The sequence below is a fragment of the Candidatus Pantoea multigeneris genome (assembly GCF_011752615.1).
GTDB classification, from domain to species: Bacteria; Pseudomonadota; Gammaproteobacteria; order Enterobacterales; family Enterobacteriaceae; genus Pantoea; species Pantoea multigeneris.
In genome coordinates, this window is the sequence record NZ_VWXF01000017.1 from 44,123 (window position 1) to 56,609 (window position 12,487).

At 56.2% G+C, this 12,487-nt stretch carries 13 protein-coding genes and 1 other annotated feature; of the genes, 2 read left to right on the plus strand and 11 right to left on the minus strand.

The annotated features are described in order from the left end of the window. Positions 1–122: 122 nt before the first annotated feature. The 9 genes from hisIE to hisL form a co-directional block, all read right to left on the minus strand. Entirely contained in the window at positions 123–734 is a 612-nt protein-coding gene (hisIE, locus tag F3J40_RS23910) for a bifunctional phosphoribosyl-AMP cyclohydrolase/phosphoribosyl-ATP diphosphatase HisIE (protein ID WP_017346592.1), read from the minus strand. After that, positions 728–1,504: an imidazole glycerol phosphate synthase subunit HisF gene (gene hisF, locus F3J40_RS23915; RefSeq protein WP_017346591.1), complete on the minus strand. Its 777-nt coding sequence runs from the start codon at positions 1,502–1,504 to the stop codon at positions 728–730. Before hisF ends, hisIE begins: the two co-directional genes overlap by 7 nt. Continuing rightward, positions 1,486–2,223 carry a 1-(5-phosphoribosyl)-5-[(5-phosphoribosylamino)methylideneamino]imidazole-4-carboxamide isomerase gene (gene hisA / locus F3J40_RS23920; protein ID WP_017346590.1) on the minus strand — a complete coding sequence of 246 codons (738 nt, stop codon included), beginning with the start codon at positions 2,221–2,223 and terminating at the stop codon, positions 1,486–1,488. Before hisA ends, hisF begins: the two co-directional genes overlap by 19 nt. Then, a complete protein-coding gene (gene hisH, locus F3J40_RS23925; RefSeq protein ID WP_167018621.1) occupies positions 2,223–2,813 on the minus strand; it encodes an imidazole glycerol phosphate synthase subunit HisH in 591 nt (196 codons plus the stop codon). The genes hisA and hisH overlap by 1 nt, the downstream gene beginning before the upstream one ends. Beyond that, positions 2,813–3,880: a bifunctional histidinol-phosphatase/imidazoleglycerol-phosphate dehydratase HisB gene (hisB, locus tag F3J40_RS23930; protein ID WP_017346588.1), complete on the minus strand. Its 1,068-nt coding sequence runs from the start codon at positions 3,878–3,880 to the stop codon at positions 2,813–2,815. The genes hisH and hisB overlap by 1 nt, the downstream gene beginning before the upstream one ends. Further along, entirely contained in the window at positions 3,877–4,953 is a 1,077-nt protein-coding gene (hisC, locus tag F3J40_RS23935) for a histidinol-phosphate transaminase (RefSeq protein WP_167018623.1), read from the minus strand. The genes hisB and hisC overlap by 4 nt, the downstream gene beginning before the upstream one ends. Next, positions 4,950–6,257, minus strand: a complete 1,308-nt coding sequence (gene hisD, locus F3J40_RS23940; RefSeq protein WP_167018625.1) for a histidinol dehydrogenase — start codon at positions 6,255–6,257, stop codon at positions 4,950–4,952. Before hisD ends, hisC begins: the two co-directional genes overlap by 4 nt. 3 nt (positions 6,258–6,260) lie before the next feature. Beyond that, complete coding sequence (gene hisG, locus F3J40_RS23945; RefSeq protein ID WP_017346585.1) at positions 6,261–7,160, minus strand: ATP phosphoribosyltransferase; 900 nt, start codon at positions 7,158–7,160, stop codon at positions 6,261–6,263. Positions 7,161–7,216: 56 nt separating this feature from the next. Then, positions 7,217–7,338, minus strand: a sequence feature (His leader region). Then, positions 7,314–7,361, minus strand: a complete 48-nt coding sequence (hisL, locus tag F3J40_RS23950; RefSeq protein WP_118665699.1) for a his operon leader peptide — start codon at positions 7,359–7,361, stop codon at positions 7,314–7,316. (Overlaps the previous feature by 25 nt.) Before the next feature lie 159 nt (positions 7,362–7,520). Between hisL and F3J40_RS23955 the strand changes: the two genes are divergently transcribed. Both F3J40_RS23955 and F3J40_RS23960 read left to right on the plus strand, forming a co-directional pair. Further along, entirely contained in the window at positions 7,521–8,348 is an 828-nt protein-coding gene (locus tag F3J40_RS23955; protein WP_167018627.1) for an SDR family oxidoreductase, read from the plus strand. A 36-nt stretch (positions 8,349–8,384) separates the two neighbouring features. Then, positions 8,385–9,509 carry an aminotransferase class V-fold PLP-dependent enzyme gene (locus F3J40_RS23960; RefSeq protein WP_167018629.1) on the plus strand — a complete coding sequence of 375 codons (1,125 nt, stop codon included), beginning with the start codon at positions 8,385–8,387 and terminating at the stop codon, positions 9,507–9,509. Between the two features lie 43 nt (positions 9,510–9,552). On the opposite strand, the gene F3J40_RS23965 is transcribed toward F3J40_RS23960, so the two are convergent. Both F3J40_RS23965 and F3J40_RS23970 read right to left on the minus strand, forming a co-directional pair. After that, entirely contained in the window at positions 9,553–10,935 is a 1,383-nt protein-coding gene (locus F3J40_RS23965; protein WP_167018631.1) for an MFS transporter, read from the minus strand. A 218-nt stretch (positions 10,936–11,153) separates the two neighbouring features. After that, positions 11,154–12,377 carry a LysR family transcriptional regulator gene (locus F3J40_RS23970; RefSeq protein ID WP_167018634.1) on the minus strand — a complete coding sequence of 408 codons (1,224 nt, stop codon included), beginning with the start codon at positions 12,375–12,377 and terminating at the stop codon, positions 11,154–11,156. Positions 12,378–12,487 lie beyond the last annotated feature (110 nt).

Genomic DNA, 12,487 nt, shown 5'->3' on the forward strand with positions numbered 1-12,487 from the left:
GCGAGTTGCAGTGAATTTCGCACAGTATTCTTCATCCATGTTTACCCGGATGATGCATATTTTGAGAAGTATACTGCTCAAAATTCGCCATCTCTGACGATTTTGAGCAGTAAGTTGCACAATTACTTGTGGCGGGCGCGCAGGTTATTGATGATGGTGCTGAAGTCGAGGTCTTGATCCTGCAACAGTACCAGCAGGTGGTATAGCAGATCAGACGCTTCGTTGGTCAGTTCATGGCGATCGTTAACCGTGGCGGCCAGTGCGGTTTCCACACCTTCTTCACCCACTTTCTGTGCGATGCGTTTGGTGCCGCTGGCGTACAGTTTAGCGGTATAAGAACTGGCCGGATCGGCACTTTTCCGTGACGCCAGTAACTGCTCCAGCTGATGCAGGAACACCCAGTCTGGTGCTGCAGGTGAGAAGCAGCTCGAGGTGCCAAGGTGGCAGGTCGGTCCAATTGGGTTAGCCAGAATCAGCAGGGTGTCGTTATCGCAGTCTGGGGTAATGCTGGCAACTTGCAGGAAGTGACCGGAGGTCTCCCCTTTGGTCCACAGACGGTTTTTCGTGCGCGAGAAGAAGGTGACGTTGCCTTCCGCCAGCGTTTTTTGCAGGGCTTCTTCATTCATATAACCGTGCATCAACACTTCGCCAGAGACGTTGTGCTGAACGATAACAGGCATCATGCCTGCGGTTTTGGCCCAATCCAGCTTAGCCAGTTGTTCTGCTGTTAACACGCGCGAATCTCCACACCGTTGTCGATCAGGAAGTTTTTCAACTCGCCGATATTGATAATTTGTTTGTGAAACACCGAGGCGGCCAGTGCGCCATCGACGTTGGCTTGCTCGAAAGCGTCGAGGAAGTGTGGCATGGTTCCGGCACCGCCAGAGGCGATCAGGGGCACTTTGCACACGTCACGGACTTTCTTCAACTGGACCAGATCGTAGCCGTTGCGCACGCCGTCCTGGTTCATCATATTCAGTACGATCTCGCCTGCACCACGCTTCTGGACTTCCTGCACCCAGTCGAGGGTTTCCCACTGGGTTACACGCGTGCGTGACTCATCGCCGGTATACTGGTTGACGTGATATTTACCGGTGGCTTCATCAAACCAGGTATCGATTCCCACCACGATGCACTGCACGCCAAAACGATCGGCGAGGCGGGTGATCAGCTCAGGGTCGGCCAGCGCAGGCGAGTTGATGGATATTTTATCCGCACCAAATTGCAGAATGCGCGCAGCATCTTCCGGCGTTTTGATCCCCCCGGCGACGCAGAAAGGAATGTCGATCACTTCTGCTACGCGGGAGACCCAGCTCTTATCCACCACACGGCCATCGGAAGAGGCGGTGATATCATAGAACACCAGCTCATCGGCCCCTTCCTGCGCATAGCGCTGGGCCAGTGGGACGATATCACCAATGATTTCGTGGTTGCGGAACTGAACGCCTTTCACCACCTGACCATCACGTACGTCAAGGCAGGGGATTATCCGTTTTGCCAGCATGCGATTGCCTCCGAAACTGTGAATTTATCTTCCAGCAGTGCGCGACCGACAATCACACCCTGCACGCCGCTGCCGCGCAGCGCCGCGATATCATCCAATGCGCCAATGCCGCCAGAAGACTGGAAAGCAATGTCGGGATAACGGGCGGTGACTTCCTGATACAGCGCAACGTTAGAACCGCTCAGGGTACCGTCACGTGAAATATCCGTGCACAGCACGTGTTTCAGGCCTACCGGCTGGAACTGTTCAATCACCTGCTCCAGCGTTACACCCGCCGCTTCCTGCCAGCCGCTGATGGCCACTTCTTTGCGGTTGTTGGCGTCAATACGTACGTCGAGCGCCAGCACAATCGCCTCTGCGCCAAACTCACGGAACCACGCCTGAACTTCTTCCGGCTGTTTCACCGCCGTTGAGCCCACCACGACACGGCTTGCGCCTGCGTCCAGCAACGCTTTCACATCTTCGCGGGTGCGGATCCCACCACCCACTTGCACAATCGCCTCAACCCCGTTTAACAGGGTTTTCAGCAGGGGGATCTGGCGCTTCGCCGGATCTTTCGCGCCGGTAAGGTCGACCAGGTGCAGAACCTGAGCGCCTTGACGTTCGTAATCCTGCAGGCGCGGCAGGGGATCGCTACCATAGTCACGCTGCTGACCGTAATCGCCCTGATGCAAACGCACCACGGTGCCATCAATTAAATCTAATGCCGGGATAATCATTACATCTCCAGGAAATTTTTCAGCAACTGGGCGCCCGCTTTGCCAGAGCGCTCTGGGTGGAACTGTACGCCAAAGAAGTTATCTTTTTGCACCGCTGCGGTGAACGGCTGGCCGTAATCGCATTGGGCGATGGTGCTGGCGTTCACCGGCATCGCGTAGCTGTGGACGAAGTAGAAGTAGCTGCCATCGGGAATATCGCGGAACAGATGATGACCCGCCTGCGCGGTGATCTGGTTCCAGCCCATGTGTGGCAGTGGCAGCCCCTTGGTGTCCATCAGTCCAACCGAGGCATCCACCAGACCCAGCGTTTCAATCCCGCCGCTCTCTTCGCTGCCTTTACCCAGCAGTTGCATACCGAGGCAGATACCCAACACCGGTTGAGTACAGGCTTTTACCAGTTCGATCAGGTCGCGTTCTTTCAACTGGTCCATCGCCGCCTGTGCGGTGCCTACTCCAGGAAGAAACAGCTTGCTGGCGCGCAGAACCACATCGGGATCGCGGCTCACTTCTGGCGTGTAACCCAGTCGCTCAATCGCCCACTTCACCGAAGAGAGGTTGGCGCAACCGGTATCGAGAATGACGACGCTCATTACAGCACTCCTTTCGAACTCGGCAGGGTGTTGCCCTGAACGCGAATCGCCTGACGCAGCGTGCGGCCAAAGGCTTTAAACAGGCTTTCAACGCGATGATGGTCGTTCTTACCTTTGGTTTTCAGGTGCAGCGTACTCATCATGGCGTAGGAGAGGGAGCTGAAGAAGTGCTCCACCATCTCGGTGCTGAGATCGCCTACGCGCTGGTAGCTGAACTCGGCTTTGAATTCGATGTGTGGACGCCCGGAAATATCCAGCGCACAGCGTGCCAGGCACTCATCCATTGGCAGGACAAAGCCAAAGCGGCCAATACCGCGCTTGTCGCCCAGCGCTTTCAGCAGCGCTTCGCCCAGTGCCAGACCGGTATCTTCCACCGTGTGGTGATCGTCGATGTAGAGATCGCCTTTCACATCAATGTTCATGCGGAAGCCGCCATGTACCGCGATCTGATCCAGCATGTGGTCAAAGAAGCCGACGCCGGTGTTGATTTTGCTGCCGCCTTCGCGGTCCAGCCACACTTCGACTTTAATCTGCGTTTCTTTGGTGTTGCGATTGACCAGCGCATAGCGGTCGCGCTTGGTCAGGCGATCTTCAATCGCTTTCCAGTCCAGGCCTTCGGCACCGTAGCGCAGGCCCTGAATCGCCATGTTCTCTGCCAGTTGGATGTCCGTCAGGCGATCGCCAATCACATAGCTGTTGGCGACATCGATTGCGCCTTCTGCCAGCCAGGCTTCCACCATTTTGGTTTTTGGCTTACGGCAGTCGCAGTTGTCTTCGGGTTTGTGCGGGCAGATCAGAATGTCATCAAACTGAATGCCCTGTGAGGTAAGGATCTGCATCATCAGGTCGTGCGGGCCATCAAAGTCAGCCTGCGGGAAACTGTCGGTGCCAAGGCCGTCCTGATTGGTGATCATCACCAGACGGTAGCCAGCGCCTTGCAGCGCCAGCAGGGCCGGGATCACGCCGGTTTCGAAGGCCAGCTTGTCCATGCGGTCAACCTGGAAGTCACTCGGTGGCTCAGAAATGATGGTGCCATCGCGGTCGATAAAAAGGGTCTTCTGACTCATGCTTGCTCCAGAGATAATGCTTGCAGTGCAGCGATCAGGCGCTCGCACTCATTACGGGTGCCGATGGAAATGCGCAGGCATCCCGCAAGGCCAGGGTTTTTGTTTTGATCACGCAGAATAATGCCTTGATCCCACAGCGCTTTAAACACCTTTGGCGAATCGCTGAAACGCACCAGAATGTAGTTGGTTTCGCTTGGGAACACCTGTTGCACGACATTCAACTGCGGCAGTTGTTCGAACAGCCATGCGCGGTTGGCGTTGAGCTCAGCAACATGCTGGCGCATCAGGGCAATGCCTTCATCGCTCAGCGCTTGTCCGGCAACATCCGCGACCGGTGTGGCCAGCGGGTAAGGGGCGATCACTTTCATCAGCAGGTCGATCACCGGCTTGTTGGCGAGGGTAAAGCCACAACGCAGGCCAGCCAGGGCAAAGGCTTTCGACAGGGTGCGCAGGATAACCAGGTGTGGATACTCTTGCAGCCAGCCGGTCAGGGTCGCTTCCGGGCAGAACTCGATATAGGCTTCATCGGCGACCAACAGCGCTTTTCCAGCGGTCATCTCCAGCAGTTTGCGAATATCATCCTGATTAATCAGGTTGCCGGTTGGGTTGTTCGGGCTGCACATGTAGACCACTTTCACACCCTCCAACTGATCGGCGATGGCGGGCAGGTTTAGCTGCCAGCCGTCCAGCGCCGGAACGGTGCGATACTCAATGCCGATGGTTTCTGCGCTGACGCTGTACATGCCGTAGGTTGGGGGGCAGAACAGGATCGCATCTTTACCTGGCTCGCAGAAAGCACGCATCAACAGCTCAATACCTTCATCCGCGCCACGGCTGACTAATACCTGCTCCGGGGTTAAACCGGCATAGGCGGCGTAGCGCTCAATCACCCGCTTAGGCTGGCACTCAGGGTAGCGATTCAGCGTCTGCTGCGACAGCTCAAACGGCACAGGTAATGGGAACTCGTTGGCATTCAGCCACACGTCACCGTTACCGCCAAGGCGACGGGCGGACTGATAGGGCGTCAGAGCACGTACGTTGGCGCGGGCTAACTCTTCAATCTTCTGGCTCATGCTTGCTCCTTCAGTGCAGCAACACGCAGGGTAACGGCATTTTTGTGGGCATCCAGGCGTTCGGCAGCAGCCAGAATCTCAATGGTGCGCGCGAGGTTGCTAAAGCCCTGTGGCGACAGCTCCTGCACGGTCATGCGCTTCTGGAAATCGGCCAGTCCCAGGCTGGAACAGGTTGAGGTGTAACCGTAGGTCGGCAGCACGTGGTTGGTGCCTGAGGCATAATCGCCCGCAGACTCCGGTGACCAGTCGCCAAGGAACACCGAACCGGCACTGGTGATAGCCTCAACCAGGTCGCGTGGCTGACGGGTCTGAATAATCAGGTGCTCCGGGCCATACTGATTGGATATGGCGATACATTCATCCAGATCGGCCGCGACAATCAGGCGGCTGCTCTCCAGCGCCTGACGTGCCGTTGCTGCACGCGGCAGGACGGCCAACTGTTCTTCGACTGCCACCACCACCGCATCCGCCAGACGGCGCGAAGGGGTCAGCAGAATTACCTGCGAATCCGGACCGTGTTCTGCCTGAGAAAGCAGGTCAGAAGCCACAAACGCCGCGTTAGCGCCGTCATCGGCAATCACCAGCACTTCAGACGGGCCCGCAGGCATATCAATGGCTGCGCCATCCAGACGCTGGCTGACCTGACGTTTGGCTTCGGTGACATAGGCGTTGCCTGGGCCAAAAATTTTGTCCACTTTTGGCACCGATTCTGTGCCAAATGCCAGCGCGGCAATCGCCTGAGAACCGCCTACCTGGAAGACTTCTTTCACGCCGCACAGCTGTGCTGCATACAGAATCTCATCGGCAATCGGCGGGGGTGAACACAGCACCACGCGGCCACAACCGGCGATGCGCGCCGGGGTAGCCAGCATCAGTACCGTTGAGAACAACGGAGCTGAGCCACCGGGAATATATAAGCCTACTGATTGTACCGGACGGGTGATCTGCTGGCAGCGCACGCCGGGCTGGGTTTCGATATCGACCGCAGGCAGGATCTGTGCGTTGTGGAAGGTTTCAATATTGCCAACCGCAACCTGCATCGCCTGTTTCAGTTCATCGCTCAGGCGTGCCGAAGCGGCTTCCATCTGGGCTGCACTGACGCGTAATTCGGTAACTTCCGTTTTATCAAAGCGGGCACTGAGCGCACGTAAGGCATCATCACCTTGCGTCTTCACCTGCTCCAGAACGTCCTGCACCACCGCAGTGATGCTGGCGGAAGCAGAGATCGCCGGGCGTTGCAGCAGCGCTTGCTGCTGTTGTGGGCTGTTTTCAGCCCAGATAACCGGGGTATTGAAGGCGCTCATCGCTTACTCCAGCATCTTTTCAATTGGCAGCACGAGGATGGAGCTGGCACCCAGGGCTTTCAGCTTCTCCATGGTTTCCCAGAACAGGCTTTCGCTGCTCACCATGTGCATGGCGACGCGGCTCTTCTCACCTGCCAACGGCAGTACGGTTGGGCGTTCGGCACCTGGCAGCAGGGCAATGACCTCTTCCAGACGTTCGCTCGGCGCGTGCAGCATGATGTATTTGGATTCACGGGCTTTGATCACGCCCTGAATACGGGTCATCATTTTATCGACGATTTCCTGCTTCGCGGCCGGGAGTTCGCCATCACGCTGAATCAGTACCGCTTTGGAACGGTAGATCACTTCCACTTCACGCAGGCCGTTTGCTTCCAGCGTGGCACCGGTTGACACCAGGTCACAGATGGCATCTGCCAGGCCAGCACGGGGTGCAACTTCTACTGAGCCGTTCAACAGACAAGATTTAAAATTGATGCCTTTTTTGTCGAAGTACTGCTTCAACAGGTGCGGATAAGAGGTCGCGATGCGTGAGTTATTCAGGCACTCAGGGCCGGTGTACTCTTCATCTACTGGCATTGCCAGTGACAGGCGGCAACCGCCGAAATCGAGGCGACGCAGAGTGAAGTAACGCGGGTCTTCACCCTGTGCGCGGCGGTTCAGCAGCTCTTCTTCCAGCACGTTTTCCCCGACAATGCCGAGATCCACCACGCCGTCCATCACCAGGCCTGGAATATCGTCATCACGTACGCGCAGGATGTCGATCGGCATGTTTTCTGCGAAAGCGATCAGACGCTGCTGTTGTAAATTGATTTTGATGCCGCAGCGTGCCAGCAGTTCGCGTGATTCATCACTCAAACGGCCTGATTTCTGCATAGCTATGCGCAAACGGGTGTTATCTAACATGTTGTGCCTGTCCTCTTTTATTATCTTGTCTGTCAATCGTTGGGTTGCGTTCGCCCAAAAAAAAGCCCCCGGAAGATGATCTTCCGGGGGCTCTCTTTGCGCTCGCACCACTGGAAGATCCTAATCGTCTCCCAGCACACATCGCCTGAAAGACTAGTCAGGGTGATGGTGATGATGGTGGTTGAACTGAACGCGTTTCATATTAATTCCGCATGAATGAGTATTCATTGATATGGCAAATAACCTAACGAAGATAAACGCGACTGGCAAGCATTTTTTTTCATGATGTCAGGGACTGGCTTGCGCTGCCTGCTAGCCCTAAGATAGAGCAAGGTGCAACAGAGTAAGCCGGGAGTCACTATGAAAAAAGTCGCAATCATCGGGCTAGGATGGCTGGGAATGCCGCTGGCAATGGCGCTGACGGCGCGTGGCTGGCAGGTGAACGGCAGTAAAACCACGCCAGATGGCGTGGACGCGGCCAGACGGTGTGGCATCAGTGCATTTCAGCTAGAACTGACGCCGGAAATGGTGTGCGAAGCTGAGGATCTGGATACGCTGTTTTCCGTGGATGCGCTGGTGGTGACACTGCCCGCCAGCCGCACGGTGGCCGGTGGCGAGCACTACATGCAAGCCGTACAGAATGTGGTGGATACTGCGCTGGCGCACAAAGTCCCGCGTATTGTGTTTACCAGTTCGACTTCGGTCTATGGCTCAGTGGCCGGGGTGGTGAAAGAGAACAGTCCGCTCCAGGGTGACAGCACAGCGGGAAAAAATTTGATTGAGCTGGAAAACTGGCTACACGATCTGCCGGGTACGCAGGTGGACATTGTGCGTCTTGCGGGTCTGGTGGGGCCCAAGCGCCATCCGGGCCGTTTCCTGGCGGGAAAAACGGATTTAGATGCCGGCTCGCATGTGGTGAACCTGGTGCATCTGGACGATGTGGTGGATGCGATTATGCTGCTGCTGCAAACGCCAAAAGGAGGACGCGTTTACAACCTCTGCGCGCCCCAGCACCCTTCACGGGATACGTTCTACCCCAGCGTCACCCGCCAACTGGGTTTGACGCCGCCACAGTTCCTGCCTTCAGCGGCGCAAGACAAAGGTAAGATCGTGGATGGATCGCGCATTTGTCAGGAGCTGGGCTTTGAATATACCTACAGTGATCCAGTGACAATGCCACTGGAGTGACCCCGATTGATTTATCTCACAACCAAGGACAGAGAAGTGGCAATAACGATTCCCGATGCATTAATCCCGGCCGATCCCCGTTTTGGCTGCGGCCCATCGCTGATCAATCTAGACGATTTAACCCAGCTGGCGGCCCGTGGGCCACACCTGCTGGGCACCAGCCATCGTAAGCTGCCTGTGCGCCAGCTGTGTGGCGAAATTCAGGAAAACCTGCGTACTTTGCTGAATGTCCCTGAAGATTACGCCATCGTGCTGGGTAACGGTGGCGCTACGCTGGTGTTTGATATGGTGGGATTAGGGCTGGTGAAATCCCACATCACCCACTACGTCTGTGGTGAGTTTTCCCAGAAGTGGCACCAGGCCTCTGCGCGGATCCCCTGGATCACGGCGCAGGCAGTGGTGGCGGAAAATGGCCAGCCCAACGTGCCACAGGCGGATGCGCGTGCGGATGTTGTCACCTGGACCCTGAATGAAACCTCTACCGGCGTGATGAACAGCCAGTTGCCTCACGTAGCAGAAGGGTGTTTGCTGGCGGTGGATGCCACTAGCGGAGCGGGGCAAATTGCGTGCGATCTCTCCCGCGTCGACCTGTTCTTCTTCTCGCCACAGAAAGTATTTGCCAGCGAAGGCGGCCTGTTTGTGGCTATTCTGTCTCCGGCAGCGCAGGCGCGCATTGCCGAAGTGGCGACCACCGCAGGGCGTTACATTCCGGTGTTTGCTGACTGGCGTCTGGCGCTGAGCAATGGCAAACAGCAGCAGACCTACAACACCCCCGCGACCGTGACGCTGTTCCTGTTCGCAGAACAGCTCAAACGTATGAATCAGGTAGGTTTTGCCGCTGTTGAGCGTCAGGCAGGCGAAAAAGCCCAGTTGATCTATCAATGGGCGCAAAACAGCGACTATCTGACGCCGTATGTGGAAAATGAAGCCGCGCGTTCAACCACGGTGTGTACTGTGGATGTTAGCGATGCCATCAACGTGGAGAAGCTGACGGATTACCTGAATGCGCAGCGTCTGGTGTATGGCATTGAGGGATACCGTGGATTAGGGCGTAACCAACTGCGCATTGCCATCTTCCACAATATCGCGCTGGAAGATCTGCAAAAGCTGACGCAGTTGATTGATTTCCTCGTGGCTACCGGCGAGTTTAACGCCGCATAACGGCCCGGACTCTGGCCTGACACAGAGGCCAGAGTCTCCAGGGTTAGGGGCGTGGATTCATACTCTGAGAGAGTGCCGGCACCTCGGCCAGACCCGCGCCTTTCACCTTCAGCGCTAATGTTACGTTGCGGTGCAGGGTAATGCTAACCGCAGCAAGTAACGCAGGCAGCGCCAGTACGAAGAAGATGGCCCCTTCTGCCGGAAACGCACCCATCAGTATCCCCCCCATGGAAGAGCTGAGGATGGCGCCAATGCGGCCGATACCGTGCATCCAGCTTACTCCCGTAGCACGAATTTCCGTGGGATAGAAGGCGGGTGCATACACCTGCAAACCATTTTGTGCGCCGTTAATGCACATGCCGGTGAAGAAAATCAGCACGCCTAAGGTTGTCCCGCTGAAACCAAACACCCCTTGCATAATCAGGCACAGACAGCCAATAAAATAGACCACCGCCATCACATAGCGCGGACGGATTTTATCCATCAAGGCACCGACAATAATGCCGCCCACCGGCCCACCTAACTGGAATAAACCGGCAATGATCGCCGCTTGTTCAAGGGAGATACCGCCTGAACGCATAATGGTCGGCAACCAGCCGTTCAGCAGGTAAATCACGAACAGGCCCATAAAATAGGTTAGCCACAGGATCACGGTGCCACGGGCAAAGCCGTGACGGAACAGCTCGCCAATGGTGCCACGGCGTTTCACTTCCGGGGAGTTCAGGATAAAGGCATCATCGGGTTGGAAGTGTCCCCCCATCCGGTTCAGCAACGCGGCAATACGTTCACGCGGGGCTTTACGCACCACCAGATTCAGTACCGATTCAGGCAGCAGCCAGAACAACACCGGGAGCAAAATGAGCGGGACTGTGCCACCAAAAATCAGTACCGCTTGCCAGTTGTAGTGGTTGAGCAGGGCGGCAGCAATAAATCCGCCGAGGCCAGAGCCAATATTAAAACCGCTAAACATCAGGGTGATCATGAATCCTTTGCGCCGTTCTGGCATGTATTCGGAGATCAAGGTCACGCAGTTCGGCATTACTGCACCTAATCCCAATCCGGCAATAAAGCGCAACAGCGCCATTTCCACCGGAGAACGGGCCAGCGCGCAGACCAGGCTAAAAGCGGCGAACACGAGCACAGAGTAAAGAATGGTGCGTTTACGGCCAAAGCGGTCTGAGAGTGGCCCGGCAATCAGTGCCCCCAGTGCGACACCAAACATGGCGGCACCAAGGATCGGGCCCATCGCCGCTTTGCTGATGCCCCATCCCTCAATCAGGGCTGGGGCGATAAAGCCCATTACCGCGGCATCGTAGCCGTCGAACATAATGATCACCAGGCACAGAATCAGCACGCGCCACTGGAAAGGGGAGATGGGGTGATCGTCGATCCACGACTTCACATTGATCAGATTATTACGCTTCATAGGGACGCTCTCTGTGGTGCCGCTGAGGGCAGTTATTGTTGTGATGAGAGAAAATTTCAGTCCCCACGTTAAGCGCGAGCGCCGCGTGGTGTCAGTCGCAAAAGGCTTTTAGAGGTATGAGTTGGGTTTATACTGTGATGGATCTAACAGTGTGCAGCTATCTGGAAAGCCCGAATTTCGGGCTTGTGGTTAAACTTTTTTTTAGAGATCTATGCGTTTCATTTAAAACCATCAGCAACGACTTCATGGATGCAGGTCAACAGGGCGGCGGTTGCCGGGGAGTGCAGCGCTCCCTGACGGAAGGTTAGCCCGATCTCCCGGCGAGTGTCAGGCAGCTTCAAAGAGAGCTGTCGCAGGACACCCGCTTTCACTTCAAAATCCAGCTGCTGTGAGGAAACGGCCGCCACCATATCCGAATTCAGTAGCAGTCCGCGTACGATGGCGAGATCGCCGCTTTCAACCACGGGCGTTGGGGCATCCATTCCGGCCTGCTGAAATGCGCCGTCCAACAGATGGCGTGCGGGCGAATTGCTGCGCGGCAAGATCCACTGTACCTGGCTTAAATCACTGGCGCTCGGTGGCTTGCTACAGAGCGGGTGATTCTGGCGCACCAGCAGGATCAACTCCTCGTCAAACAGCGCCTGATTATGAATATCGAGAATGGCTTCATCATGGCGCAGTGCACCAAGAATAAAATCAACCTCTCCGGCCCGCAGCTCGGTGATCAGCGTGCTGAAAGCACTCTCATTGGTGACGATATGAATACCGGGATGACGAGCAATCAGCCGGGCGATGGCTAACGGCAGCAGGCGACTGCGGCTGAGCGGGAGCGCGCCAATATTTACCGTTCCGGTGAGAATCCCCTGGCGTGCGGCCAGCTCGTCGGGAATGTGGCGGATCTCATTCAGTGCCCGACTGATCACCGGGGCCATCTCGCGTCCGGCAGCGGTGGGCATCATGCCCTTTGGCGTGCGGCGAAACAGCACCATCCCGGCTCCTTTCTCCAGCACTTTCAGCGCGGCGCTGACCGCCGGTTGGCTGATACCCAGCGAGCTGGCAACGCTTTGCGTGTGGTGCAGACGGCATAAGGCGAGAAAAATCTGCAAGCGTCGCAGGTTAAACAGCCACACCGGTTCGGCTTCATCGCGGCGGTCCTGTTTTAGCCGACTGAGCAGCGCTGGCACCTGGTGCAGTTCGGCAATGGCACGTTGGGCGCGGGGTAAAATTGCCTTCCCCAGCTCGGTTAATAACATCCCGCTGGCCTGGCGTTCGAACAGCGGCACCGCCAGATTGTGTTCCAGATCACGTATCGAACGGGTGATGGCTGACTGGGTGCGAAATAAATTCTCCGCAGCCTCAGACACGGTTCCCCGGTCGGCTATCATGCAAAACGCACGTATTTGCATGATTTTAATCATCTTATCTTCTGATTTCTTTTTCATGTCTGTGCAGGATGTACAGGAGAGCGAGATCACAACATAAATAAAAATCATAGCTTGCGCAATGAAAGGCATTATCCCGCCCCTGATGCTGCGTGTCAGGATGAAAAAAA

What these genes read in the sequence shown, in the direction of transcription:
- hisF (WP_017346591.1), bottom strand. Translation starts at nt 1,504, where the DNA reads ATGCTGGCAAAACGGATAATCCCCTGCCTTGACGTACGTGATGGTCAG.
- hisA (WP_017346590.1), bottom strand. Translation starts at nt 2,223, where the DNA reads ATGATTATCCCGGCATTAGATTTAATTGATGGCACCGTGGTGCGTTTG.
- hisH (WP_167018621.1), bottom strand. Translation starts at nt 2,813, where the DNA reads ATGAGCGTCGTCATTCTCGATACCGGTTGCGCCAACCTCTCTTCGGTG.
- hisB (WP_017346588.1), bottom strand. Translation starts at nt 3,880, where the DNA reads ATGAGTCAGAAGACCCTTTTTATCGACCGCGATGGCACCATCATTTCT.
- hisC (WP_167018623.1), bottom strand. Translation starts at nt 4,953, where the DNA reads ATGAGCCAGAAGATTGAAGAGTTAGCCCGCGCCAACGTACGTGCTCTG.
- hisD (WP_167018625.1), bottom strand. Translation starts at nt 6,257, where the DNA reads ATGAGCGCCTTCAATACCCCGGTTATCTGGGCTGAAAACAGCCCACAA.
- hisG (WP_017346585.1), bottom strand. Translation starts at nt 7,160, where the DNA reads ATGTTAGATAACACCCGTTTGCGCATAGCTATGCAGAAATCAGGCCGT.
- F3J40_RS23955 (WP_167018627.1), top strand. Translation starts at nt 7,521, where the DNA reads ATGAAAAAAGTCGCAATCATCGGGCTAGGATGGCTGGGAATGCCGCTG.
- F3J40_RS23965 (WP_167018631.1), bottom strand. Translation starts at nt 10,935, where the DNA reads ATGAAGCGTAATAATCTGATCAATGTGAAGTCGTGGATCGACGATCAC.
- F3J40_RS23970 (WP_167018634.1), bottom strand. Translation starts at nt 12,377, where the DNA reads ATGAAAAAGAAATCAGAAGATAAGATGATTAAAATCATGCAAATACGT.